Below are 25768 nucleotides of genomic sequence, written 5' to 3'. Positions count from 1 at the left end.
CGGGCTAGCCTGCATCTACGTGCCAGTTCCTGCAGAGACCACCCCAGAGTCTGCTCTCGACCCGCCTCGGGTCCGCAAGGTCGTCTTCGGGACGTCAGCGTCGCTGGTCGCCGTCTTCGCGATCTTCACCCTCGCCGCGCCCGGCACGGCCGAGGACCTGATCGGCGGCGCGGTCACCTGGATCTCCTCGTGGTTCGGCTGGTGGTACTTCCTGCTCGCGACGGTGATCGTCGGGTTCGTGCTCTACGTCGCGCTGTCGAAGTTCGGCGCCTACCGGCTCGGGCCCGAGGAGTCACGGCCGGAGTACAGCCTGTTCACCTGGACCTCGATGCTGTTCGCCGCGGGCATCGGCATCGACCTGATGTTCTTCTCCGTCGCCGAGCCCGTGGCGCAGTACCTCTCGCCCCCGGAGGGCGGCGGCCGCACCGACGGCGCGGCGCGCGAGGCCGTGGAGTGGACCCTGTTCCACTACGGCATCACCGGCTGGTCGATGTACGCCCTCATGGGGCTCTCGCTCGGCTACTTCGCCTTCCGTCGGCGGCTGCCGCTGGCCATCCGCTCGGCGCTGGTGCCGGTGCTCGGCAGGCGGGCCGAGGGGCGGCTCGGCGACGTGGTCGACGTGGCAGCGGTGCTCGGCACGATCTTCGGCATCGCGACCTCGCTCGGCATCGGCATCGTGCAGCTCAACTACGGCCTCGACGTGCTGTTCGGGATCCCGCAGGGCAAGGCCGCCCAGATCGGTCTGATCCTGCTGTCGGTCGTGCTCGGCACCATTTCCGCGGTCACCGGCGTCGACCGCGGCATCCGCCGGCTGTCCGAGCTGAACGTCGTGCTCTCCCTGCTGCTCCTGCTGTGGGTGCTCGTGGGTGGCAGCTCCGGCTTCCTGCTCAACGGCCTGGTGATGAACACCGGCGACTACCTCTCCGGCTTCCTCGGCAAGACGATGGACACCATGGCCTGGAGCGCCCCGGCGGAGTGGCTCAACGCCTGGACCCTGTTCTTCTGGGCCTGGTGGATCGCCTGGGCGCCGTTCGTCGGCCTGTTCCTCGCGCGCATCTCGCGCGGCCGCACGGTGCGCGAGTTCGTGCTCGGCGTGCTGACCATCCCGTTCGTGTTCATCCTGCTGTGGGTGTCGATCTTCGGGAACAGCGCGCTCGCGGCGGCCCGCCGCGACGAGGGCTTCGCCCAGCGGACGTACGACACCCCCGAGGCCGGGTTCTACTCGCTGCTGCAGACCTACCCGTGGGCGACGTTCGTCGTCGGCGTCGCGACCCTGACCGGGCTGCTCTACTACGTCACCAGCGCCGACTCCGGTGCCCTGGTGATGGGCAACTTCACCTCGCGCCTGTCGCACCCGATGCAGGACTGCGGCCGCCCGGTGCGCATCTTCTGGTCGGTCGCCATCGGCGTGCTGACGCTCGGCATGCTGTTCGCCGGCGGCGAGGGCGGCTCGATCGTCACCCTGCAGAACGCCACGATCATCATGGGTCTGCCGTTCTCGTTCGTGCTGGCCCTGCTCATGGTCGGGCTCTACCGCTCGCTGCGCGAGGAGTCGATGAAGCTCGCGACGACCCGGGCGTCGCTGCACACGGTCCTCGCGTCGGGCCGCGGCGAGACCCGCCCGGTCAGCTGGAAGCAGCGCCTCGCACGCACCGCGACCTTCCCCGGGCTGGAGGCGACCGAACGGTTCCTGACCACCCGGGCCCGGCCGGCCCTGGAGTCGGTCGCCGCCGAGCTGCGCTCCGCCGGCACCGACGCCGAGGTCGACCTGCTGCCCGGCGAGGCGGGGCAGCCCGGTTCGCCGCGGCTACGGGTGAGCCTGCTCGGTGTGCCCGACTTCGTCTACCGCATCTGCGCGGTGCCGGCCCGCACGCCCTCGTTCGCCGCGTCGCGGGCCGGGGAGAGCGGGGAGCACCACTACCGCAGCGAGGTCTACCTCGCCGAGGGCAGCCAGGGCTACCACGTCAACGGCTACACCGCCGAGCAGCTCATCGGTGACGTGCTCGATCACTACGAGCACCACCTGTCGTTCGTCCACGCGGCCCACCCGGCCGGTGAACCCAACCTGGAGGAGGAGTCATGACCAGCGTCGAGACGCTGTTCGTCGACGGTGCATGGGTGCCGTCGTCGGACGGTGCGACCCGCGAGATCCGTTGCCCCGCAGACGGATCCGTGGTCGGGGTGGTGTCGGAGGCGACGTCCGAGGACACCGAGCGCGCGATCGCCGCTGCGCGTCGCGCCTTCGACGCCGGGGAGTGGTCCAGCACGCCCGCGAGCGAGCGGGGCGCGCTGCTGCTCGCCGTCGCCGACCGCCTGCGCGCGCGCAAGGACGAGTTCGTCCGGGCCGAGACCCTCGACACCGGCAAGCGGCCCTACGAGTCCGAGATCGACATGGACGACATCGCCGCCTGTTTCGACTACTTCGGCCGCCTCGCCGGTCAGGACGCCGGGCGCGTGGTCGACGCCGGCAGCCCCGACGTGTCCTCGCGGATCGTCTACGAACCGGTCGGCGTGTGCGGGCTCATCACGCCGTGGAACTACCCGCTGCTGCAGGCGGCGTGGAAGGTCGCGCCGGCGCTGGCCGCGGGCAACACGTTCGTGCTGAAGCCGGCCGAGCTGACCCCGCACACCGCGATCCTGCTGATGCAGGTGCTGCAGGAGGTCGGGCTGCCCGACGGCGTCGCCAACCTCGTGCTGGGCGCCGGGGCCCGCGCCGGCGCCCCGCTGGCCGAGCACCCCGACGTCGACCTGGTGTCGTTCACCGGCGGGCTCGAGACCGGCCGGCGCATCGGGGCCACGGCGATGGGGACGGTCAAGAAGGTCGCCCTGGAGCTGGGCGGCAAGAACCCCAACGTCATCTTCGCGGACGCCTGCGACACCGACGAGGGGCTCGCGGCAGCGGTCGACAACGCGCTCAACGCCGCGTTCCTGCACTCCGGCCAGGTCTGCTCGGCCGGCGCGCGCCTCGTGGTGGAGGAGTCGGTCAAGGAGCGGTTCGTCGACGAGCTGGTGCGCCGGGCCGAGGCGATCGTGCCCGGGCTGCCGTTCGACTCCGCGACCGAGACCGGGCCGCTCATCTCTGCCGAGCACCGCGACAAGGTCGACGCCTACGTCAAGCACGCGGTCGAGCAGGGCGCCACGCTGCGCACCGGCGGCGCGTTCGCGACGGGCGACCTCGGCGGCGGCGACCTCGACGACGGCTTCTTCTACCTCCCGACCGTCCTCGACGGGGTGACCCGCGACATGGACTGCGCGCACGACGAGGCGTTCGGGCCCACGGTGACCGTCGAGACCTTCACCACCGAGGACGAGGCCGTCGAGATCGCCAACGACACGACGTACGGCCTCGCCGGCGCCGTCTGGAGCGCGGACGGCGGCCGGGCCCAGCGGGTGGCCGCGCGGCTGCGGCACGGCACCGTGTGGGTCAACGACTTCGGCCCCTACCTCCCGCAGGCGGAGTGGGGTGGCTACGGCCGCTCCGGCTTCGGCCGGGAGCTCGGTCCCACCGGCCTCGCGGAGTATCAGGAGGCCAAGCACGTCTACACCAACCTGCGACCCGGCGTGACCGGCTGGTTCGCGCAGCGCTGAGGAGGAGATCCGTTGTCCGACAACACTTTTGACTATGTGATCGTCGGCGGTGGCTCGGCCGGTGCCGTCGTCGCCGCGCGACTGTCCGAGGACCCGCAGGTGCGTGTCGCGCTGCTCGAGGCCGGACCGTCCGACGTCGACCAGGAGGTCGTGCTGCGGCTCGACCGCTGGATGGAGCTGCTGGAGTCGGGGTTCGACTGGGACTACCCGATCGAGCCGCAGGAGAACGGCAACAGCTTCATGCGCCACGCCCGGGCCAAGGTGCTCGGCGGCTGCTCGTCGCACAACTCGTGCATCGCCTTCTGGCCGCCGCGCGAGGACCTCGACTCCTGGGAGCGCGACCACGGCTGCACCGGCTGGGGCGCGGAGCAGACGCTGCCGCTGGTGCAGCGCCTCGAGAGCAACGGCGACGACGGCGAGCACCACGGCCACGACGGCCCGGTGCACCTGATGACCATCCCGCCGAACGACCCGTGCGGCGTCGCGCTGCTCGAGGCCGCCGAGCAGGCCGGCATCCCGACCGTGCGGTTCAACACCGGCGAGACGGTGCGCCGCGGCGCCGGCTTCTTCCAGATCAACCGCCGCGCCGACGGCACCCGCTCGTCGTCATCGGTGAGCTATCTGCACCCGATCCTCGACCGTCCCAACCTCACGCTGGTCACCGGCGCGTGGGCGCGCGAGCTGGTCTTCGACGACAGCGGCCAGACCCCGCGCTGCACCGGAGTCTCGGTGGTGGACAACGCTTTCGGCCACGCGCGCACGATCAGCGCGACCCGTGAGGTCATCGTGTCCTGCGGTGCGATCGACAGCCCCAAGCTGCTGATGCTGTCCGGCATCGGGCCGGCCGAGCACCTGCGCGAGGTGGGCGTCGACGTGCGCGTCGACAGCGCGGGCGTGGGGGAGAACCTGCAGGACCACCCCGAGGGCGTGATCCAGTGGGAGGCCAAGCAGCCGATGACCGAGACCTCCACCCAGTGGTGGGAGATCGGCGTCTTCGACATGACCGAGGACGGGCTGGACCGGCCGGACCTGATGATGCACTACGGCTCCGTGCCGTTCGACATGCACACGGTGCGGCAGGGATACCCCACCAGCGAGAACGCCTTCTGCCTGACGCCCAACGTCACGCACGCGCGCTCGCGCGGCACGGTGCGGCTGCGCTCGCGGGACTTCCGCGACAAGCCCAAGGTCGACCCGCGCTACTTCACCGACGCGGACGGCCACGACATGCGCGTCATGGTGGCGGGGCTGCGCCGGGCGCGCGAGATCGCCGGTCAGCCGGCCCTCGCGGAGTGGACCGGCCGCGAGCTCTACCCCGGTGTCGAGGCGACGACCGACGAGCAGCTGGCCGACTACGTACGCCGGACGCACAACACCGTTTACCACCCGGCCGGGACCGTGCGGATGGGCCCGGCCGGCGACGCGGCGTCGCCGCTCGACCCGCAGCTGCGGGTCAAGGGGGTCGAGGGGCTGCGCGTCGCCGACGCGTCGGTCTTCCCCGAGCACACGACGGTCAACCCCAACATCACGGTGATGATGGTCGGCGAGAAGTGCGCCGACCTGGTGCGCGAAGCCGCGGCGACCGGGCGGGAGTGAGCGCATAGGGTCGGGCGCATGAGCAGCACCGCCGAGGAACCGGTCACCGGGCCGCTGATCTCGCAGGAGACCCACGAGGCGCGGCGCACGTCGTTCGGCGCCGGGGCCGCCGACTACGACCGGGTGCGCCCGGAGTGGCCGGCCGCGACGCTGACCTGGCTGCTCGGCGACCCGACCCGCGCGCTCGACGTGCTCGACCTCGGGGCGGGCACCGGCAAGGGCACCCGCACGCTCGCCGACCTCGGCCACCGGGTCACCGCGGTCGAGCCGTCCGAGGGGATGCTCGCGGTGCTGCGCGACGGACTGGGCGAGCGTGACGTACGTCCGGTGCTGGGCGACGCCGAGAACCTGCCGCTCGACGACGACTCGGTCGACGGCGCCGTGTGCCTGCAGGCCTGGCACTGGGTCGACGCCGAGCGCGGCGGCCTGCAGGTCGCGCGGGTGCTGCGGCCGGGCGGCTGGTTCGGGCTCGCCTGGCACCAGCTCGACACGAGCCAGGACTGGACGCGGGAGCTGTACGCCGCGTGCCGGCGACCCGAGGCCGCGTCGACAGGGGAGAGCAGCGGCAGCCTGATCCTGACCGGCGTGCCCGGGTTCGGCGGGTTCGAGCACCGGCAGACGACGTACGACATGGTGCTGAGCCCCGACGACCTGGTGACCCAGGTGGCGTCGTGGTCGCACATCGCGATCCACCCCGAGCGCGAGCAGATCCTCGCCGACGTGCGGGTGCTGGGCGAGCGCCGGGCCGACGGCGGGCTGCTGACCCTGCCGCACGTCACCGACTGCTTCCGCGGCCAGGTCGAGGGCTGAGCGGTGCTCGGACGCCGCAAGGACACCCTGCCCAAGGACGTGCGCGACGCGCTCGGGCTCGGCCGCCGCGAGCAGGCCATCGCCTGGGCGCGCGACGACACGACCGAGGCGTACGTCGTCGCCACCACCTTCCGGATCGTCGCCGTCCGCGGGGACGGCACGGTGACGACCGACCGGCCGTGGCACCTGGTCGACGCCGGCCACTGGGACGCCGACACCTGGACCCTGACCGCCTCGTGGGTCGACGGTGCGCGCGCGGCGCAGTGGACGTTCAAGGAGGGCGAGAACCGGATGCCCGAGACGTTCCGCGAGCGGGTGCAGGCCACGGTCGTCGCCGTCGAGCCGCTGGCGCTGCCCGGCCCGCGCCGCGCCGGCCGGGTGGTGCTGCGCAAGGACCTGGCCGCGCAGGAGGTCTTCGTCCAGGAGGTGCTCGGCCGGGGCACCCCCGCCGACGACCCGGAGGTGCGGGCGCGGGTGGCCCAGCTGCGCGAGTTCCTGCAGGAGCAGGCGGGGTTGTGAGCGGGGCGGCGGGGGCGACCGGTGAGCCGAAAGGCGAGTCGAATGACGACTCCGGCCGATTGGAGTGCGAGGCGACCCGTTTGCTATGGTTTCGGTCGCGCCAGGGAGCTGGCGCCGATCCCCTGTAGCTCAACTGGCAGAGCATTCGGCTGTTAACCGGAGGGTTGTTGGTTCGAGTCCAACCGGGGGAGCAACAAGGCCCCTGACCAGGCACCACGCCTCGGTCAGGGGCCTTTCTCCTGCCGCGGGCGCGCGTCTGGTGCTCGGCGCCGGCGCGGGGCGCTCGGCCCGCGCTGAGAGTGCACGAGTGGCCCCTTCTCGTCGCTGCGGATGGGCGTGTCGCGCACTCTCAGCGGGGCCTGTGGACAGCGCGCCGGTCGGCCGTCGCGGATTTGGCAGGGTGCTGGCATGCCGCGCCGCCTCGAGCTCACCGACGAGCTGGGTCCTGCGTTCAGCACGGCCGAGGCCCGGGGCGGTCGGAGTCACGCGCAAGCAGCTGCGCCGCCCGGCGCTGGTCATCCCGTTCCGAGGCGTCCGGCTGCTGCCCGGGCACGAATCGTGGGAGGAGCGGCTGCTTGCGCTGAGCCGCGGACTGCGGGCCGACGCCGTGTTCAGCCACACGACTGCCGCCCGACTGTGGCGCCTGCCGCTGCCGCAGCGCCTCGCGCGCGACGACGCACCGATCCACGTGACCGTCCCGAGCGGGGCGCCCCAACCCCGCGGCGCCGCCGTCACGGGTCATCGCGCCGATCGAGAGCCGGACGCCCTGCGAGGTCTGGCGGTGACCACGCTGCTCGACACCTGGTGCGACCTGGCGGCGCTGCTCACGCGTGACGACCTGGTCGCGGCGGGTGACGCCGTGCTCAACCGCGCGCCCGACGGCGATGCCGGGAGCTACACGGCGCACGACCTGCGCACCGCGTGGGACCGGCTCGCGGCGAGGCGCGGTGCGGCGAGGATGCACGAGGCGGTCGAGCTGGTGCGTCCCGGGAGCGCGTCGCCGCGGGAGAGTCTGGCCAGGTTGCGGTTCCACGACTGGGGGCTGCCGGAGCCGGAGCTCAACGCCGACCTGTTCGGACCTATCGGCTGGATCGCCTGCCTGGACTTCCTGTGGCGCTCGCGCGGGGTGGCCGGTGAGTACCACGGGGAGCATCACGGGCGACAGTGGCGCGAGGACTACCGACGGCAGGCGATGATCACCGACGTGGGATGCACGCTCGTGGTGATGACGTCGTACGACCTCGGCCCGGGCGCCGACGACCTGCGCCGGCGGCTCACTCGCCTCCTGCTCGACTGATCGCCCCGCTGAGAGTGCACGAGTGGCCCCTTCTCGTCGCTGCGGGTGGGCGTGTCGTGCACTCTCAGCGGCGTGCCGATGCCGCCGGCGGGGGACTTTCGTGACGCGAACCCCAGGCGCGGGGGCTCGCACAGGCGGAGAGTGGAGGACACCACCGGCACCGACCTGGGAGCACCCGATGAACCTCGCCCGCCTGTTCACCGACACCGTCGCCTCCGACCCCGACCGCCGGGCGCTGCTGCTGGACGACACGGTCTTCACCTACGGCGAGATCGACGAGGCCAGCGCCCGCGTCGCCACGCTGCTCACCGACCGGGGGATCGCCTCGGGCGACGCGGTCGGCGTGATGCTGCCCAACACGCCCCAGTTCGTGATCGCCTACTACGGCGTGCTGCGCGCGGGCGGCGTCGTCGTGCCGATGAACCCGCTGCTGAAGTCGCGCGAGGTCGCCTACTACCTCGGTGACTCCGGCGCCCGGATGCTGTTCGCGGCCGAGGCCTTCGGGCCGGAGGCGCAGGCGGGGGCCGAGCAGTCCGGCGCCGAGGTGGTGATCGTCGGGGAGCCCGCGGGCTTCGTGTCCTCGCTGCGCGACCAGGAGCCGCGCCCGGAGGTGGCCGACCGCGAGGACGACGACACCGCGGTGCTGCTCTACACCTCCGGCACCACCGGGCAGCCGAAGGGCGCCGAGCTGACCCACGCCAACCTGGCCAGCAACGTGCGCGTCACCCAGGACGACCTGCTGCAGCTCACCGCGGACGACGTGGTGTTCGGGGGGCTGCCGATGTTCCACGTCTTCGGTCAGACCTGCGCCCTCAACACCGCGATGGCCGCCGGGGCGACGCTGCTCCTGCTGCCCCGTTTCGACGCGGGCGTCGCCGCCGAGCTGCTGGCGACCCACCGCGCCACGGTCTTCGCGGGCGTACCGACGATGTATGCCGCGCTGCTGGGTCTGGACGACGCGCCGGCACTGCCGGACCTGCGGGTGTGCGTCTCCGGCGGCGCGTCGATGCCCGTGGAGGTGCTGCGCCGCTTCGAGGAGCGGTTCGACGCCCCGGTGCTCGAGGGCTACGGCCTGTCCGAGACCTCGCCCGTGGCCTCGTTCAACCTGCCCGACCGGGAGCGTCGCGTCGGCTCCATCGGCGTGCCGGTGAGCGGCGTCGAGATGCGGGTGCTCGACCCGCAGGGCCAGGAGGTCGCGACGGGGGAGGTGGGGGAGATCGCGGTGCGCGGCGCCAACGTCATGAAGGGCTACTGGAACCGCCCCGAGCAGACCGCCGAGGTGCTCTCCGACGACGGGTGGTTCCGCACCGGCGACCTCGGCAAGCGTGACGAGGACGGCTACTTCTACATCGTCGACCGCAAGAAGGACCTGGTGATCCGGGGCGGCTACAACGTCTATCCCCGAGAGATCGAGGAGGTGCTGTACGAGCACCCCGACGTGGCCGCGGCCGCCGTCGTGGGCGTGCCGCATCCCAGCCTCGGGGAGGAGGTCGGGGCGGCCGTCGTGCTGAAGACTGGCGCGAGCACCACCGCCGACGAGCTGCGCGACTTCGTCAAGCAGCGCGTCGCCGCCTACAAGTACCCCCGCCTGGTCTGGGTCGAGGACGACCTGCCGAAGGGCCCGACGGGCAAGATCCAGAAGCGGGACATCGAGGTCCCCGCCGAGCTGACGGAGGATCTGCGATGAGCCCCGACACCACCACGGCCCGCGACGACGACACGGCCGACGCATCGGTCGCCGACGCCGCGGCCCCGCTCGACTCGCTCCTGGTCGACGCCGCGCTCGGTCCGATGCGCCGCTTCACGCCGGACTCCTCGACCGCCGCCTGGGCGGCGTCGATGGTCAGGCACCCCCGACGTACGAGCTCGCGGCTGCTCGGGTGGGCCGCCGAGGCCGGGCGCATCGCGACCGGGTCGTCCGAGGTGGCTCCGGACCAGCGCGACCGCCGGTTCACCGACCCGGCCTGGAGCGAGAACCCGCTGCTGCGCCGGGTGGTGCAGCTGTATCTCGCCTCCGGGCGCACGCTGGAGGAGCTGGTGGCCGCCGCCGACCTGGGCACGCGCGACGCCGCCCGCGTGCAGTTCCTCGTCGACAACGTGGTCGAGGCCGCGTCGCCGAGCAACGTGCCCCTGGTCAACCCGACGTCCGCGAAGACCGCGATCGACACCGCCGGGATGAGCCTGGTGCGCGGCAGCCGCCGGCTGCTCACCGACGTGGCCTCCGCGCCGCGCATCCCCGAGATGGTCGACCGGTCCGGCTTCGAGGTGGGCCGCAACATCGCGGCGACCCCGGGCACGGTGGTGCTGCGCACCGAGGTGCTGGAGCTGATCCACTACACCCCGCAGACCGCGAAGGTCCGCGAGACCCCGGTGCTGGTCGTGCCACCGACGATCAACAAGTACTACGCGCTCGACCTCGCGCCCGGCCGTTCCTTGGTGGAGCACCTGGTGCAGCAGGGGCAGCAGATGTTCCTCATCTCCTGGCGCAACCCCGACGCCCGGCACGCCGCGTGGGGGTTCGACACCTACGTGCGATCCATTCTCGAGGCGCTGGAGGCGGTCGAGGAGATCGCCGGCAGCGACCAGGTGATGCTCGGGGGCATCTGCTCCGGCGGCATCCTCGCCTCGATCACCGCGGCCTACCTGGCGGGCACCGGACAGCCCGACCGCCTCGCCGGGCTGCTGCTCGCGGTCACCGTGCTCGACAACGCCGACGCGGGGACCGTCTCGGCGCTCACCAACCCGGCGCTCGCCGAACGCGCCAAGCAGATGTCGGCGCGCAAGGGATACCTGGAGGGCACGGCGCTCGCGGAGGTTTTCGCCTGGCTGCGGCCGGGCGACCTCATCTGGAACTACTGGGTCAACAACTACCTCCTCGGCAAGACGCCGCCGGCCTTCGACATCCTGTTCTGGAACGCCGACACCACCCGCATGTCCGCCGCGCTGCACGCGGACTTCGTCGACATGGCGATGGACAACCTGCTCACCCGGCCGGGGTCGCTCATGGTGCTCGGCCAGCCCATCGACCTCGGGCAGGTGACCGTCGATGCGTACGTCGTCGCCGGCATCGCCGACCACATCACTCCGTGGGAGAACTGCTACCGCACGACCCAGCTGCTCGGCGGCGACACCCGGTTCGTGCTGTCGACGAGCGGCCACATCGCGGCCCTGGTGAACCCGCCGGACAACCCGAAGGCGAGCTTCTTCGCCGGCGGCGACAACGCGCCCGACGCCCAGGACTGGCTGCGCGCGGCCACCAAGGAGCAGGGGAGCTGGTGGCGCGACGCCGACACCTGGCTCGCGGCGCACAACGGCAAGAAGGTCGCGGCGCCGGCCGAGCCCGGCTCCGCCCTCCACCCGCCGCTCGGCGAGGCGCCCGGCACGTACGTCTTCGACAAGTGAGGTGAGTGACATGCCAGACGACATCGGCCGGTCGCGAGGGACCGACTACTTCGGCATCGGCGAGGAGCTCACCGCCGAGGAGCGCGACTACTGGAACCGCGCACGCCACTTCGTCGACGACGAGGTGCTGCCGGTCATCAACGAGGCGTGGGAGGAGGCGGAGTTCCCCCGCGCGCTGGCCGAGCGGATGGGCGAGCTCGGCCTGGTCGGCGACGGGATCGTGGGCTACGGCTGCCCGCCGATGAGTCCGATGGCGGTCGGCCTGGTGCACATGGAGCTGAACCGGGGAGACGGCAGCCTCGGCACGTTCCTCGGGGTGCAGGCCGGGCTCGCGATGCAGTCGATCGCGATGCTCGGGTCGCAGGAGCAGAAGGAGCAGTGGCTGCCTCGGATGGCGCGGGTCGAGGCGCTGGGCGCGTTCGCGCTCACCGAGCCCGAGCACGGCTCCGACTCGGTGTCGCTGGAGACCACGGCGCGGCGCGAGGGCGAGGAGTGGGTGCTCGACGGGCGCAAGAAGTGGATCGGCAACGGCAGCATCGCCGACGTGGTGGTGGTCTGGGCGCGCGACACCGGCGACGGTCAGGTCAAGGGCTTCCTCGTGGAGCCGCCGACCCCCGGCTGGACCGCGGAGAAGATGACCGGCAAGGGCTCGCTGCGGGCGGTCTGGCAGGCCGAGATCACGCTCGACGGCGTGCGCGTGCCGGAGGCGAACCGGCTGCCCGGGGCAGGCTCGTTCAAGGACACCGCACGGGTGCTCGCCGGCACGCGCAACGCGGTCGCGTGGGGAGCGCTGGGGCACGCGACGGCGGCGTACGACATCGCCATCACCTACGCCGGGGAGCGCACCCAGTTCGGTCGGCCGCTCGCGAGCTTCCAGATCGTGCAGGAGCGCCTGGTGCGGATGCTCGCCGAGGTGTGCTCGATGCAGCTGTACTGCCTGCGGCTGGCGCGGCTGATCGAGCAGGAGCGGCTCACCGACACCATCGCCGCGATCGCCAAGATGAACAACACCAGGCGTGCGCGCGAGGTGCTGGCCGAGGCGCGAGACCTGTTGGGCGGCAACGGGATCCTGCTCGACTTCCACGTCATGCGGCACATGGCCGACATCGAGGCGCTGCACACCTACGAGGGCACCGAGACGATCCAGACGCTCATCGTGGGCCGAGACATCACCGGCATCGGGGCGTTCGCGTGAGCGACCTGAGCGACGAGCTGCGCACGGTCGAGGTGCTCGGGCAGTCGGTGCGGGTGGCCGTGCGAGACGGCAGCCCGGGGGGCCCGATCCTGTTGCTGTGCAACGGGATCGGGGCCAGCCTCGAGCTGCTGCAGCCGTTCGTCGACGCGCTCGACCCGGCCATCACGGTGGTCCGGTTCGACGTGCCCGGGGTGGGCGGCACTCCCGACCCGCCGGTGCCGTACACCTTCGCCGGGCTGGCCTGGTTCGTCACCCGGTTGATGGAGCGGCTCGGGCACGAGCGGTTCGACGTGCTCGGCATCTCCTGGGGCGGCGGGCTCGCGCAGCAGCTGGCCTTCCAGCACCGGCGCCGGGTGCGGCGCCTGGTGCTGGTCAGCACCGCGACCGGGTCGCTCATGGTGCCGGCGCGGCCCGCGGTGCTGGGCAAGATGCTGACGCCGCGGCGCTACCGCGACCCCGCCTACGCCGCGCAGGTGGGGGCCGAGCTCTACGGCGGGTCGATGCGACGCCGCCCAGGAGCCGTGCCGCACCTGCTGCACGACGGGTCGCGCGTGGGGTCCGGGCGCGGCTATGCCTTCCAGCTGTTGGCGGGGGCCGGCTGGAGCAGCCTCCCGGCGCTGCCGCTGATCCGCCAGCCGACGTTGATCCTCGCCGGTGACGACGACCCGCTGATCCCGCTCGCCAACGCCCGGATCATGCACCGGCTGCTGCCCGACTCGACGCTGCACGTCTTCGACGACGGGCACCTGGGCCTGGTCACCAGCGCCGACGAGCTGGCGCCGGTGGTGGCCGAGTTCCTCTGTCGCTGAACGCCGTTCGGCCTCAGGCCAGGTCGCGGTTGTGCTGCAGGCTGGGCCCGGCGGTGCTGCCGGCGATGCCGCCGCCGGCCATCGCGTCGGGGTCGGCCACCGAGCGTCCGCGCTGGGCGAGCCGTCGCTCGATCCACTCGGCCAGCTTGGTCAGCGAGTAGTTGATGACGATGAAGATCGCGGCGATCACCAGCAGCAGCGGCACGAGGTTGCCGTAGTTGCTGGCGGCGGTGTTGCCCGAGTAGAGCAGCTCCAGGTAGGTGATGTTGTAACCCAGCGCGGTGTCCTTGAGGATCACCACGAGCTGGCTGACCAGGCTGGGCAGCATGGCGGTGATGGCCTGGGGGAGCAGGATCGTGCGCAGCGTCTGCTGCTGGGTCAGGCCGACCGACAGGCCCGCCTCGCGCTGTCCCTTGGGCAGCTGGTCGACCCCGGAGCGGATGACCTCGCAGATCACCGACCCGTTGTAGAGCGTCAGGGCGGTGACGACGCCGGCCAGCGCGAAGTACTCGCTCGGCACGAGGTTGTACTTCACGTACATGCCCCAGCTGAAGATCATCATCAGCAGCACGGGGACGGCGCGGAAGAACTCCACGATCGCACCCGCGACCCAGCGGACCGGGCCGATCGAGGACATGCGCAGCAGCGCGAAGATGCCGCCGAAGGCGCCGGCCAGCACGATGCTGATGGCGGCCGCCCTGAGCGTGCCCCACAACCCCGGAAGCAGGTACGCCGTCCACAGCTCGCCGCCGACGATCGGCTTCCACTTCGCGGCCTCGAACTGCCCCTGCTCGTTGAACTTCCAGACGACCGCGGCCAGGATCGCGGCGATCAGCAGCGCGCCGAGCACGCCGAACAGGCGGTAGCGCGTGCGGGCCTTGGGGCCGGCCGCGTCGAAGAGGACGGAGGCGTTCTGACTCATCGCTTGACCGCCAGTCGCTTGGAGAGCCAGCCGGTGCCGAGGCCCATCGGGATGGTGAACAGGACGAAGAAGGCCGCCGCGATGATGAACGCGTTGGTCAGCTGGTCAGAGGCCTGCTCGTTGACGTCGGCCATGAAGTAGGCCAGCTCGGCGACGCCGATGGTGACCACCACGGTGGTGTTCTTGGCGAGCGCGATCAGGGTGTTGCCGAGCGGGGTGATCGCGCCGCGGAACGCCTGCGGGAGCACGACCTCGCGCAGGCTCTGCCCGAAGGTGAGACCGATCGAGCGGGCCGCCTCGGCCTGGCCCAGCGGGATGGTGTTGACGCCGGAGCGCAGCGCCTCGCACACGAACGCCGCGTGATAGACGGTCAGCCCGATGATGGCGTAGCGGAACGCGTTGACGCTCAGCTCGGGCGACAGCTCGATGCCCATCGTCTGCCACATGCCGAGCAGGCAGAAGAACACGATCAGGGTGAGCGGCGTGTTGCGCAGGAGGTTGACGTACGACGTGCCGAGCAGGCGCAGCGCCGGGACGGGCGACAGGCGCATGATCGCGACGATCGTGCCGAGGACCAGGGCCAGCACCGCGGAGATCGCGGTGAGCTTGATCGTCATCCACATCGCGCCGAGCACGTCGAACTGGTCGAACAGCGAGGCCATGCGAGTCCTTGCGGGGTGGGGAGGCGGAGCGCGGCCCCGGCGGCTCGCGCGCGGCGAGCCACCGGGGCTGCGGTGCTCAGATCAGGAGCAGGCTGCTGCCTGGGGCGGGTTCTTCGCGGAGTCGAGCTTGTAGTCGTCACCGAGGTTCTTGGTGACGGCCTTCTTCCACTCGCCGGAGTCGACCATCTTCTTCAGGGCCCCGTTGATCCGGTTGCACAGACCGGTGTCGCCCTTCTTGATGCCGATGCCGTAGATCTCGTCGCCGCCGACGCCCTGGACGACCTCGAACTTGCCCTTGTACTGGTTCTGGTTGGCGTAGCCGGACAGGATCGTGTCGTCGGTGGTCATCGCGTCGATGCGACCGGCGCCGAGCGCCTCGGCGCACTTGGAGTAGGTGTCGAACTCCTGGAGGTTCACCCCGGGCACCTTCTCCTTGATCTTGGTCGCCGACGTGGAGCCGGAGACCGAGCACAGCTTCTTGCCCGAGAGGCCCTCGGTGCCGGTGATGCCCGAGCCCTTGCGCACCAGCAGCGCCTGCTGGGCGATGAAGTACGGCCCGGCGAAGGAGACCTCGTTCTTGCGGGCGTCGGTGATCGAGTAGGTCGCGATGACCATGTTGACCTGGCCGGACTTGATCAGCTGCTCGCGCTGCTTGGACGGGGCCTCGCGGAAGGTCACCGTGCCGAGCCCGAGGTCCTTCGCGACGTAGTTGGCCACGTCGACGTCGAGGCCGCTGTAGCTGTTGCCGCTCTTGAGGCCGAGACCGGGCTGGTCGAACTTGATGCCGACGGTGACGCCGTCGCCGCTACCGGATCCGCTGCCGGCCGCCGGGGTCTCGCTGTCGCCGCACGCGGCGAGCGTCAGGGCGGCCGCCGCGGCGACCGCCACCCCAGCCATGCGTCGGGTGTGCTGCATGTGGATCTCCTCTGTGGTGTGTCCTGCTCAGTGGGTGAGGATCTTGCCGAGGAAATCCTTGGCGCGATCGGTCTGCGGGTTGGTGAAGAACTCCTCGGGGACGTTCTCCTCGAGGATCTGACCGTCGGACATGAACACCACGCGGTCGGCCGCGCGGCGCGCGAAGCCCATCTCGTGGGTGACGACGATCATCGTCATGCCCTCCTTGGCGAGGGCCGTCATCACGTCGAGGACCTCGTTGATCATCTCGGGGTCGAGCGCCGAGGTCGGCTCGTCGAAGAGCATCACCTTGGGCTCCATCGCGAGCGAGCGGGCGATCGCGACGCGCTGCTGCTGGCCGCCGGACAGCTGGGCGGGGTACTTGCTCGCCTGGTGGGCGACGCCGACGCGCTCGAGCAGCTCCATCGCCCGCTTCTCTGCGGCGGCCTTGCCCTGCTTGCGCACCTTGATCGGGCCGAGGGTGACGTTCTCGAGGATCGTCTTGTGCGCGAACAGGTTGAACGACTGGAAGACCATGCCGACGTCGGCCCGCAGCCGGGCCAGCTCCTGGCCCTCCTCGGGCAGCGGCTTGCCGTCGATGGTGATGCTGCCGGACTCGATGGTCTCGAGCCGGTTGATCGCGCGGCACAGGGTCGACTTGCCGGAGCCGGACGGGCCGATCACGACCACGACCTCACCGTGGTGCACGGTCAGGTCGATGTCCTTGAGCACGTGCAGCGGCCCGAAGTGCTTCTGCACGTCCTGCAGGACGACCAGGGGCTCACCGCGGGCGACGTTGATCGACTGCTCGCGCGGCGCGGAGGCAGCATCGGACGGCTCTGTCATGCGGGGGACAGTAGCGATCCGGCGGATCAGCCACCCGCGGAATCGCGGGTACGTGACCCAATCGATGCCGCCGCCGCGTGGTGCACCTGGAGCATGCCGCGCGCCGAGGTGTCCCAGGTCAGCTCGCGGGCGCGGCGTCGTGCGCGGGCCGGCGCCAGCGGATCGGCCGCGAGGCGCAGCACCGCGTCGGCGAAGTCCGCCGCGTGCGAGGGCGCTGCGAGCCCGCCCGCGCCGACCACCTCCGGCAGGGCGCCGGTGGTCGGGCACACCACGGGGGTGCCGCAGGCCAGCGCCTCCAGCGCGGCGAGCCCGAACGTCTCGATCGGCCCGGGCGCGATGACCACGTCGGCGGCGCGTAGCCGGCCGGCCACCTGCGCCCGCGAGCGGGTGTAGGGCAGGAACGCGACGTCGTACGGCCGGGCCAGCTCGCGCAGGTGGCTCGCCATCGGTCCGTGGCCGAGCACGTCCAGCCGGGCCGGCACCCCGCGCCGGTGCAGCTCGGCGAGGGTGCGGATGGGCAGGGTCGGGTCCTTCTCGGGGGAGAGGCGGCCGCAGTGCAGCAGTCGCAGCGCCGCGGCGGGGGCCGGGCTGCCGGCGGTGGGCGCAGGGGTGAAGACGTCGTGGTCGACGCCGAGCGGCACCACGTGGGCCTCGGCGCCGATGCGCGAGAACTCTTGTGCCGCATAGCTGCTCGGGCAGGCGATGGCGTCGTACGACCGCGCGGTGCCGGTGTTGAGTCGGTCGGCGACGCGGGTGGCGACGGCGGGCGGCGCGCCGAACTCCTGCAGCACCCCGGTCAGGCACTCGTGCGACACCATCACGCTCGGGACGCCGGCCCGCCGCGCCCAGCTCGCGACCCAGCGCAGGCTGGAGCGGTCGGACACCTCGACGGCGTCGGGGTGCAGCCGCTCGAGCAGGCTGGTCACGCGGCGCCGGTTGAGCACGAGCTGGTATCCGGTGCGGCCGGGCAGGTCGGTGCCGCCGAGGGTGATGACGTCGCCGAACTCCGCCCGTCGGTGCGCGAACTCGTCACCGGGATGGATGAGCACGGGGTCGTGGCCGAGCCGGGCGTACGCCAGTCCCCAGCGCTCCAGCGCGGTGCGGATGCCGCCGGTGCGCGGCCCGACGAAGTTGGCCAGCCGAACGATGCGCACGAGCGCGAATGTCCCAGGGGCAGGTGAACGACGCGCCAACGACACCCGTCGGGCGCGGCGAACAACAGGGGAGCGGGGGAGGGTCGGCAGGGAGGGCGGGAGAGCCAGAACAGCGCCTCCGCCGCGACCACAGGTGGTGAGGCCAGGGTCGCCGGCGGAGGCGCTGTCGGTCCGGCCCCCCTCAGAGCCGGGTCGTGCCCCGCGGCGCCCCGCCGCAAGACACGAGAACACCGTACATGCCGGTGAACGAGCGTCTGACCGCTTTCCCCAGAGCGTATGAATGCGTCCCCGATCCGAAAGAATGTCGCCGTGACCTCATCGGTGGTGCTGCGGCGGACCGTCCTGCTCGTCGCCGCGCTGAACCTCGGCTACTTCTTCGTCGAGGCGAGCGTGGCGCTGGCCATCGGGTCGGTCTCGCTGTTCGCCGACAGCGCCGACTTCCTCGAGGACACCGCCATCAACCTGCTGATCGCGATCGCGCTCGGCTGGTCGGTCGCCCGGCAGGCGCTGGTCGGCCGCGTGATGGCCGGCATCCTGCTGGTGCCGGCCGCGGCCGCCGGCTGGCAGGCGTGGTCGAAGTGGGGCGACCCCGTGGCGCCGGCGACGACCGCGCTGTGGGTGACCGCGGCCGGGGCCGCGATCGTCAACGGGCTGTGCGCCTGGTTGCTGGTGCGAGTGCGTACGGCGGGGTCGAGCCTCGGGCGCGCGGCGTTCCTGTCCGCGCGCAACGACGTGCTGGTCAACCTCGCGATCATCGCGATGGCGGCGGTGACCGCCTGGACCGGATCCGGCTGGCCCGACCTCGTGCTCGGGTTGGTGATCATCGCGCTCGCCGTGCACGCCGCCGGTGAGGTGTGGGAGGTCGCGGGCGAGGAGCGGCTGGCCGCCAAGGCGCTGGCCGGCGAGGAGGTCGGGTGAGCACCAGCCGGTGCCAGCAGCCAGCGCGCCGTGACTGTGCAGGACACGCGGTTGGCGCGCGAGGACGTACCGCGTGTCCTGCACAGTCACGTGCGGGCGCCAGGCCGTGCCGGGGCTGGTGGGGCGACTGGGGCTTGAACCCAGGACCGACGGATTATGAGTCCGCTGCTCTGACCGGCTGAGCTACCGCCCCGTGCGCGAGCACGATAGTCGGCGTGCGCCGCTCGGACATCGAGTGGTCGTCGCAGACCGGCTACCCGCCCTGCCCGAGCCGCTGCACGGCGTCGACGACCTCGGATCACAGCCGCCGCGCCATCGTCACGTCGTCGACGTCGCCCCAGCTGAACCGCAGCCCGCCGGCGACGCGACCGGTCTCGGCGTAGCCGAGCGGTGCGTAGAACCGGTCGAGCCCGGTGCCGCCGCGATAGGAGATCTCGCAGATCTCGACGCCCTGCCGGCGGGCGGTGCCGTGCAGCGCCGCGACGAGCAGCGTGCCGAGGCGCTGTCCGCGCCGGTCGGGGTCGGTCATCACGCGATAGAGGGTGCCGCGGTGCGCGACGACGGGGGAGATGCCCTGCTGGACGAAGCCGAACCCCAGCAGCGGTCCGACGCGGGCCGGGTCGTCGAACGTGTCGAGGGTCGGGGCGTGCAGCCGCAGGAGCGTGCAGCCCTCGGCGCCCAGGTGCCGGTCGAGCGCGCGGGCGACGTCGGCGCGCGGGGCGTCGCCCTCGAACCCCACGGCGCCACCCGCGGCGTTGACCCGCTGCCACAGGTCGAGCACCTCCTCGTAGGTGTCGTCGAGGCCGAGGCGCACCGCGGGGCTCTGGAAGAGCAGGTTGTCGGGCATCCCGGGCGGGTCGTGCGGCATCCGGATCAGACCGAGGTCGAGCATGCCCGAGCGGCGGACGGTGCGCAGCGACGGCTCGTTGCCGGCCGCGATCCTCGCGACCACCGGCAGCTGCGGATAGTGCTCGAGCGCGAATGCGACTGCGGCCTGGGCGATCTCGGCCGCCAGGCCTCGGCCGCGCCCCTCGGGTGCGAGACGGTAGTACAGGTTGAGATATCGCGTCCCCTGGTGCTCCATGGGCCGCACCCCGCCGATCCCGACCGGATGCCCGTCGCGCTCGGCGATCCAGTAGCCCAGGCCCTCCTCGGCCCACTGCTGCCGCCACGCGCTCAACCGGTCTGCCGCCTCGGCGTCACTGCTCGGCTCCTCCGCCATGAGTGCGTAACCCTCAGGGGCGGTGTGCCACAACAGGATTCGCGGGTCGGATACGTCGGCGTCGGAGAGCGGGCGCAGGAGCAGGTGCGTCGTGCGTACGGCAGTCACCCGGCGATCGTGGCACGGTGCACCGACGCGGGAGGGGCGGCCTCGCATACTGAGGGGATGGCACAGCGCACACCCGACGCCGCCATCGAGGCGGCCATGCAGCGCAGCCCGCGAGCCCGGTTCCTCACGCCGGACCAGCAGGCCAACGCCGACCTCGACCGCGCCCTGCCGCTGATGCGCGGGCAGACCTGCTCCCAGCCGACGACGGTGCGCAACCTGCTCCGCCTGCTGGACGTACGTCCGGGGCAGCAAGTCCTCGACGTCGGCAGCGGATCCGGTTGGACCACAGCGCTTCTCGCGAGTCTGGTCGGTGACGAGGGTCAGGTGCTGGGGCTGGAGCTGGAGCCGGACCTGGTCGAGTTCGGGTCGCGCAACCTGGCGGCCACGGAGCAGCCGCAGGCGAGCATCCGCCAGGCCGAGCCCGGCGTGCTGGGCGCCCCGGCCGAAGGGCCGTGGGACCGGATCCTGGTCAGCGCGATGGCGGGCGAGCTGCCCGCGAGCCTGGTGGCCCAGCTCGCTTCCGACGGGGTGCTGGTGATCCCGGTCGGTGGTGAGCTGCTGCGGGTCACCGACGCGGGCGCCGAGGGGCACGGCCCCTATCTGTTCGTGCCGCTGCGCTAGCACCGACGCCAGGGCGCGGGCTCGGCCGAACCACTACGGTGAGCCTGGCTCGACGGACGAGGGAGTGGGGGCTTCATGGCCACATCGGTGGGGACCGTGCTCGGCGGACGCTACGAGCTGACCGAGCGCATCGCCGGTGGCGGCATGGGGGAGGTGTGGCGCGCCCAGGACGGCGTGCTCGGCCGGGCCGTCGCGGTCAAGGTCATCCGCCCCTCGCTGGCCGACGACGCGAGCTTCATCGCGCGGTTCCGCAACGAGGCCCGGCTCGCAGCGCGGCTGACCCACGGGAACATCGCGCAGGTCTACGACTTCGGGGAGAGCGACGAGACGGCGTACATCGTCATGGAGCTGGTGCAGGGCAGCTCGGTCGCCGACCTCACCTCCCGGGGAGCGCTGCCGCCGCGGCAGGTCGCCGACCTCGTGGAGCAGGCGGCGGCCGGGCTCGAGGCCGCCCACGACGAGGGCATGGTCCACCGCGACGTGAAGCCCGCCAACATGCTGCTGACCCGCAAGGGCGTCGTGAAGCTCACTGACTTCGGCATCGCGCGGGCGCTCGGCGAGGCCAAGGTGACCCGCACCGGCGAGGTGCTCGGCACCGTGCACTACCTGTCGCCGGAGGCGGCCGTGGGGCTGGAGGCCGACCCGCAGAGCGACGTCTACTCGCTGGCGGTGGTGGCCTACGAGCTGCTCGCCGGGCGCCGCCCGTTCCACGCCGACTCCGCCGTGTCGCTCGCGCTCCTGCACGTCAACGAACCCCCACCGCCGCTGCCGCCCTCGGTCCCGCCCCGCGTCGCGGCCGCGGTGCTGCACGGCCTGGCCAAGGACCCCGACCGCCGCCCCCGCGGCACGGTCGCCTTCGCCCGCGAGCTGCGCGCCGCTGCCGACGGACAGCCCGCGACCTCGGGACCCCGGGGCGCCGGCACCCCGCCGCCTGGCCCCTCGGCGCACCAGACGCCCCACCCGGCCGCTCCGGCTCCGACGACGCCGGCACCGACGCCCCGGCCGCAGCCGCAGCCGTGGAGCATGCCCGGGCCGAGCTCGCCTGCGCCGCAACCGAATCCGTACGCCCCCTCCGGCTTCCACGGCTACCCGGGATTCCCGCAGCCGAGGCCCCCGCAGGGCTCGACCGCGCGGAACATCGCCCAGGGCTGGGTGGTCGCGGCGGTGCTCACCGCGCTCGCGTGCTTGTTGCCGTTCGCGAGTTACCAGGGCGACAGCTGGAACCTGTTCCAGCTGTCCTCGGTCGACGAGCTGACCGAGGGTGCCGACGCCTCGGGCGACTTCGTGGGCTGGCTCCTCGCCGTCCCGATGCTGATCGTGGCGGCGATGGGGCTGCCTGCCGCGCTGCGCCGCCCGCACGTGGCATGGCCACTGGTGGCCATCCCCGGCTGCCTGTGGTCGGCGCTGATCTACCTCGCCGGGGTCGGCACGGTCACCGGCGACTCCGAGGTGTCCAACCCGGCCGTCGGGTCGATCGGCCTCTACCTCGTGCCGCTGTTCGGCACGCTCACGCTCGGCCTGGTGATCGCGGCCGCGATCAAGCGTCGCTAGGCGCTGCGGCGGCAGCTGCCGCGGGCGTACGCTCGCGCGCCGCTTCCCCGGCGGGCGGCTCTGGGCACACCGTGGGGTGGTACGCCTGTGACGGATGGGGCACAATGGGCGGCACAACAGGCATGAGCAGCCACGAGCAGCATCCCGGCTCCACGCGAGGTCGTTGGGGAAGACGTCCCTCGCAGCCAAGGAGGTCAGGATGTCTGTCGCGATGCCGCGTGCCGTCACGCGCGGGGTGGTCTACATCCACTCCACCCCCACCGCGCTGTGCCCACACCTGACGTGGGCGCTGGAGTCGATCCTCGAGACGCCCGTACGTCTGGAGTGGACCAAGCAACCCATCGCACCGGGGATGGTGCGCGGGGAGCTGGCGTGGACCGCCGAGCCGGGCACCGGCGCGCGGCTGGCGAGTGCGCTGCGCGGCTGGGAGCACCTGCGCTACGAGGTGACCGAGGAACCGAGCCCGGGCTGTGACGGCAGCCGGTGGGCGCACACCCCTGACCTCGGCATCCACCACACGTGGACCTCGGCGAGCGGCGACGCCGTCGTCAACGAGGACCGCCTGCGGTCGGCGCTGGCCGCGAGCGCGGGAGACCCCGAGGCGTTCCGCGTCGAGATGGCCGACCTGCTCGGTACCGCGTGGGACCAGGAGCTCGAGCCGTTCCGGTGCGCCGGCGACGGCGCCACCGTGCGCTGGCTGCACCGCGTGAGCTGACCGCCCGTCCGGGCCGCGGGCTCGGGCCAGGCGCCCCAGGACTCCGCACTTCGTTCCCGAGTGAACGAAATGCGGAGGTGACCCGCGGGATTCCGGGGCGCGGGCGTACAGATCGTTCCCCGGTGAACGAAATGCGGAAGAGCAGCCCCGCGTCTCGGCGACGATGCCGGGCGACTGGAGGAGGAGCCTGGACCGAGAAGGTCAGACGCTCTTGATCACCAGGGCGACGTTGTGGCCGCCGAAGCCGAAGGAGTTGTTCAGCGCCGCCACGTCGCCGTCGGGGAGCGGGCGGTGCTCGCCGGTGACGACGTCGAGCGGGATCTCGGGGTCCTGCTGCTCGAGGTTGATCGTCGCCGGGATGAGCCGCTGCTGCACCGTCTGGATCGTCAGCACCGTCTCGAGCGCGCCGGCCGCACCGAGCAGGTGGCCGGTCATCGACTTGGTGGCGGTCACCGCGATGTCGTCGGCGGTGCCGCCGAACGCGCGCCGGATCGCGTTGGTCTCGGCGATGTCGCCGACCGGGGTGGAGGTCGCGTGGGCGTTGATGTGCGCGATGTCGGCGGGCTGGAGACCGGCGCGCTCGATCGCCTCGAGCATGGCGCGCGAGGCACCCGCGCCCTCGGGCTCTCCCGCGGTGATGTGGTACGCGTCCGAGGACATCCCGATGCTCGCCAGCTCGGCATAGATCGTGGCGCCGCGGGCCGTGGCGTGCTCGTAGCTCTCCAGCACGATCACGCCCGCGCCCTCGCCCATGACGAACCCGTCACGGTCGGCGGCGTAGGGGCGCGAGGCCCCGGCCGGGTCGTCGTTGCGGGTCGACAGCGCCTGCATCGCGGCGAAGCCCGCGACGGTCAGCGGGTGGATCGCGGCCTCGGTGCCGCCGGTGACCATGACGTCGGCGCGGCCCTGGCGGATCATCTCGGCGGCGTAGCCCATGGCCTCGGCGCCGGACGAGCACGCCGACACGGTGGTGTGCGCACCCGCACGGGCGCCGAGCTCCAGCGAGACGTTGCCGGAGGCGGTGTTGGGCATCAGCATCGGCACGGTCAGCGGATAGACCCGGCGCGGGCCCTTCTCCTTGAGCACGTCGTACTGGTCGAGCAGGGTGTGCACCCCGCCGATGCCGGTGCCGATGGCGACGCCGAGGCGCTCCGGCTCGACCTCGGGCGCGCCCGCGTCGGCCCACGCCTCGCGCGAGGCGATCATGGCGTACTGCGCCGACGGGTCCATCCGACGGGTCTCGACGCGCTTGAGCACCTCGGCCGGGTCCTGCTTGATGCTCGCGGCGAAGTGCACGGGCAGGTCGTACTGCTGCACCCAGTCCTGTTCGAGCGTGCGGGCGCCGGAGGTGCCGGCGAGCAGCGCGTCCCAGGTCTCCGTGGCGGTGCCCCCGATCGGGGTGGTCGCGCCGAGGCCGGTGACGACGATGCGCTTCTCAGCGGTCATGGGTGCGGGCTCCTGTGAGGTGGTGCGGGCAGGCGGTGCTGGGGAGGGCCGTGCGCGGGCGGGCACCCGAGGCTCCTGGGTGCCCGCCCGACGTCGGTCAGCCCTGGGCGTTCTTGATGAAGGCGACGGCGTCACCGACGGTGCTGAGGTTCTTGACCTCGTCGTCGGGGATGCGCACGTCGAACTTCTCCTCGGCGTTCACGACGATCGTCATCATCGACAGCGAGTCGATGTCGAGGTCCTCGGTGAACGACTTGTCCGGCTGGACGGCCTCGGCGTCGAGCCCGGTCTCCTCGTTGATGATCTCGGCGAGACCGGCCTGGATCTCCTGGTCGCTCATGGCCATGGGGGTTACCTCCTGGATTCGAACTTCCTTGGGCTGACCCGGTTTTCAACCCGCCGGGCCGACGGGAGAGCTAGGGCAGGCGTACGACCTGGGCTGCGTAGACCAGCCCGGCACCGAAGCCGATCTGCAGGGCGAGCCCGCCGCGCGGCGCCTCGCCCTCGCGCAGCATCCGCTCGGTCGCGAGCGGCACGGACGCGGCCGAGGTGTTGCCGGTCTCGGCGATGTCGCGCGCGACCGGGATGTCCTCGGGGAGGCCGAGCTGCTTCACCATCGCGTCGACGATACGCATGTTCGCCTGGTGCGGGATGAACGCGTCGAGGTCGGCGGCGGTGATGCCGGCCTTGTCGATGGCCTGCTGCGCGACCGGCGCCATGCCCCACACGGCCCAGCGGAAGACCGACTGCCCGGCCATCGCCAGGGTGCTCGCCGAGCGGGCGTCGTGGGCCTGGGCGTCGGACCAGTCGACGGTCTGGCCGGCGTCCTCGGCCTCCCAGCGGCGCAGGATCTCGTCCCAGCCGAGCCGCTGCTGGATCGTCGACCACTTCTCGCCGTCGGAGCCCCACACGGTCGGGCCGATGCCCGGCTCGTCGGAGGGGCTCACCACGGTGGCGCCGGCGCCGTCGCCGAAGATGAACGCGGTGCCGCGGTCGGAGGTGTCGGTGACGCTGGACAGCTTCTCGACGCCGACGACCAGGACGTGCTCGGCCGACCCGCCGCGCACCATGTCGCTCGCGAGCGAGATCGCGTAGCAGTAGCCCGCGCACGCGGCCGAGATGTCGAAGGCGGGTACGCCGTTGGCACCCAGGCGCGTCGCGAGCAGCGGGGCGGCGGCCGGCGTGGCGAACGGGTGGGTGACCGTCGCGCAGATGACCGCGCCGATCTGCTCGGGGGAGATCCCGGCCATCTGCAGGGCCGGCCCGGCGGCCGCCTCGGCCATGTCGACGACCGACTCGTCCTCGCGCGCCCAGCGGCGGGTCACGATGCCCGAGCGCTCGCGGATCCACTGGTCGGAGGAGTCGATCCAGGTGCAGACCTCCTCGTTGGTGATCACCCGTTCGGGGCGGTATCCGCCGACGCCGCTGATGCGCGCGTGACGCGCGCCGGCGGGGGAGGTGATCGTGCCGGTTCCCTTGGGAGAGAGGCTCAT

General features: G+C 72.1%; 23 protein-coding genes and 2 tRNA genes. 15 read left to right on the top strand and 10 right to left on the bottom strand.

The window, feature by feature from the left end:
- The first annotated feature begins 19 nt into the window (after positions 1–19).
- The 11 genes from betT (at position 20) to phaZ (ending at position 13216) form a co-directional block, all read left to right on the top strand.
- Positions 20–2083, top strand: coding sequence for a choline BCCT transporter BetT (gene betT / locus FB554_RS08325; RefSeq protein ID WP_142005528.1), 2064 nt, complete (start codon positions 20–22; stop codon positions 2081–2083).
- Positions 2080–3588 (top strand): aldehyde dehydrogenase family protein, encoded by a 1509-nt coding sequence (locus FB554_RS08320; RefSeq protein WP_142005527.1) that lies wholly within the window; start codon positions 2080–2082, stop codon positions 3586–3588. Before betT ends, FB554_RS08320 begins: the two co-directional genes overlap by 4 nt.
- A gap of 12 nt (positions 3589–3600) precedes the next feature.
- Positions 3601–5184, top strand: coding sequence for a GMC family oxidoreductase (locus FB554_RS08315; RefSeq protein ID WP_142005526.1), 1584 nt, complete (start codon positions 3601–3603; stop codon positions 5182–5184).
- Between the two features lie 18 nt (positions 5185–5202).
- Positions 5203–5994, top strand: a complete 792-nt coding sequence (locus FB554_RS08310) for a class I SAM-dependent methyltransferase (RefSeq protein ID WP_142005525.1) — start codon at positions 5203–5205, stop codon at positions 5992–5994.
- Between the two features lie 3 nt (positions 5995–5997).
- Positions 5998–6513: a hypothetical protein gene (locus FB554_RS08305; RefSeq protein WP_142005524.1), complete on the top strand. Its 516-nt coding sequence runs from the start codon at positions 5998–6000 to the stop codon at positions 6511–6513.
- Positions 6514–6631: 118 nt separating this feature from the next.
- A tRNA-Asn gene (locus FB554_RS08300) sits at positions 6632–6704 on the top strand.
- Between the two features lie 209 nt (positions 6705–6913).
- Positions 6914–7810, top strand: coding sequence for a hypothetical protein (locus tag FB554_RS17090; protein ID WP_170206816.1), 897 nt, complete (start codon positions 6914–6916; stop codon positions 7808–7810).
- Positions 7811–7988: 178 nt separating this feature from the next.
- Positions 7989–9497, top strand: coding sequence for a long-chain-fatty-acid--CoA ligase (locus FB554_RS08290; protein ID WP_142005522.1), 1509 nt, complete (start codon positions 7989–7991; stop codon positions 9495–9497).
- Positions 9494–11212 carry a PHA/PHB synthase family protein gene (locus FB554_RS08285; RefSeq protein WP_142005521.1) on the top strand — a complete coding sequence of 573 codons (1719 nt, stop codon included), beginning with the start codon at positions 9494–9496 and terminating at the stop codon, positions 11210–11212. Before FB554_RS08290 ends, FB554_RS08285 begins: the two co-directional genes overlap by 4 nt.
- Before the next feature lie 10 nt (positions 11213–11222).
- Complete coding sequence (locus FB554_RS08280; protein ID WP_142005520.1) at positions 11223–12407, top strand: acyl-CoA dehydrogenase family protein; 1185 nt, start codon at positions 11223–11225, stop codon at positions 12405–12407.
- Positions 12404–13216 carry a poly(3-hydroxyalkanoate) depolymerase gene (gene phaZ, locus FB554_RS08275; protein WP_236022341.1) on the top strand — a complete coding sequence of 271 codons (813 nt, stop codon included), beginning with the start codon at positions 12404–12406 and terminating at the stop codon, positions 13214–13216. The genes FB554_RS08280 and phaZ overlap by 4 nt, the downstream gene beginning before the upstream one ends.
- Before the next feature lie 13 nt (positions 13217–13229).
- On the opposite strand, the gene FB554_RS08270 is transcribed toward phaZ, so the two are convergent.
- From FB554_RS08270 to FB554_RS08250, 5 genes are all read right to left on the bottom strand, one after another.
- The gene (locus FB554_RS08270) at positions 13230–14138 is read right to left on the bottom strand and encodes an amino acid ABC transporter permease (protein WP_142005519.1); all 909 of its coding nucleotides are present in this window, start codon (positions 14136–14138) and stop codon (positions 13230–13232) included.
- Positions 14135–14800: an amino acid ABC transporter permease gene (locus tag FB554_RS08265; protein WP_142005518.1), complete on the bottom strand. Its 666-nt coding sequence runs from the start codon at positions 14798–14800 to the stop codon at positions 14135–14137. Before FB554_RS08265 ends, FB554_RS08270 begins: the two co-directional genes overlap by 4 nt.
- 81 nt (positions 14801–14881) lie before the next feature.
- Positions 14882–15715: a glutamate ABC transporter substrate-binding protein gene (locus FB554_RS08260; protein WP_142005517.1), complete on the bottom strand. Its 834-nt coding sequence runs from the start codon at positions 15713–15715 to the stop codon at positions 14882–14884.
- Between the two features lie 27 nt (positions 15716–15742).
- Positions 15743–16540 (bottom strand): amino acid ABC transporter ATP-binding protein, encoded by a 798-nt coding sequence (locus tag FB554_RS08255; RefSeq protein WP_142005516.1) that lies wholly within the window; start codon positions 16538–16540, stop codon positions 15743–15745.
- Positions 16541–16566: 26 nt separating this feature from the next.
- Positions 16567–17694 carry a glycosyltransferase gene (locus FB554_RS08250; protein ID WP_142005515.1) on the bottom strand — a complete coding sequence of 376 codons (1128 nt, stop codon included), beginning with the start codon at positions 17692–17694 and terminating at the stop codon, positions 16567–16569.
- 309 nt (positions 17695–18003) lie between these two features.
- Between FB554_RS08250 and FB554_RS08245 the strand changes: the two genes are divergently transcribed.
- Positions 18004–18612: a cation diffusion facilitator family transporter gene (locus FB554_RS08245; RefSeq protein WP_338070559.1), complete on the top strand. Its 609-nt coding sequence runs from the start codon at positions 18004–18006 to the stop codon at positions 18610–18612.
- Between the two features lie 116 nt (positions 18613–18728).
- On the opposite strand, the gene FB554_RS08240 is transcribed toward FB554_RS08245, so the two are convergent.
- A tRNA-Ile gene (locus FB554_RS08240) sits at positions 18729–18805 on the bottom strand.
- A 105-nt stretch (positions 18806–18910) separates the two neighbouring features.
- Entirely contained in the window at positions 18911–19942 is a 1032-nt protein-coding gene (locus FB554_RS08235) for a GNAT family N-acetyltransferase (RefSeq protein ID WP_170206815.1), read from the bottom strand.
- 57 nt (positions 19943–19999) lie between these two features.
- On the opposite strand from FB554_RS08235, the gene FB554_RS08230 reads away from it, so the two are divergent.
- The 3 genes from FB554_RS08230 (at position 20000) to FB554_RS08220 (ending at position 22829) form a co-directional block, all read left to right on the top strand.
- The gene (locus FB554_RS08230) at positions 20000–20563 is read left to right on the top strand and encodes a protein-L-isoaspartate O-methyltransferase family protein (RefSeq protein ID WP_142005512.1); all 564 of its coding nucleotides are present in this window, start codon (positions 20000–20002) and stop codon (positions 20561–20563) included.
- A gap of 75 nt (positions 20564–20638) precedes the next feature.
- Positions 20639–22114 (top strand): protein kinase domain-containing protein, encoded by a 1476-nt coding sequence (locus FB554_RS08225; protein WP_142005511.1) that lies wholly within the window; start codon positions 20639–20641, stop codon positions 22112–22114.
- 199 nt (positions 22115–22313) lie between these two features.
- On the top strand, positions 22314–22829 hold the full coding sequence (locus FB554_RS08220; protein ID WP_142005510.1) for a DUF3145 domain-containing protein: 516 nt from the start codon (positions 22314–22316) through the stop codon (positions 22827–22829).
- Positions 22830–23030: 201 nt separating this feature from the next.
- Here the strand turns inward: FB554_RS08220 and fabF are convergent, their stop codons facing one another.
- The 3 genes from fabF to FB554_RS08205 form a co-directional block, all read right to left on the bottom strand.
- Positions 23031–24275, bottom strand: a complete 1245-nt coding sequence (fabF, locus tag FB554_RS08215) for a beta-ketoacyl-ACP synthase II (protein WP_142005509.1) — start codon at positions 24273–24275, stop codon at positions 23031–23033.
- A 97-nt stretch (positions 24276–24372) separates the two neighbouring features.
- A complete protein-coding gene (locus tag FB554_RS08210; RefSeq protein WP_142005508.1) occupies positions 24373–24621 on the bottom strand; it encodes an acyl carrier protein in 249 nt (82 codons plus the stop codon).
- A 70-nt stretch (positions 24622–24691) separates the two neighbouring features.
- On the bottom strand, positions 24692–25768 hold the full coding sequence (locus FB554_RS08205; protein WP_142005507.1) for a beta-ketoacyl-ACP synthase III: 1077 nt from the start codon (positions 25766–25768) through the stop codon (positions 24692–24694).

It is taken from the genome of Barrientosiimonas humi, from assembly GCF_006716095.1.
Taxonomy (GTDB): domain Bacteria; phylum Actinomycetota; class Actinomycetes; order Actinomycetales; family Dermatophilaceae; genus Barrientosiimonas; species Barrientosiimonas humi.
The sequence above is the reverse complement of the archived record's forward strand: the minus strand, read 5'-3'. Positions and strand labels throughout refer to the sequence as shown.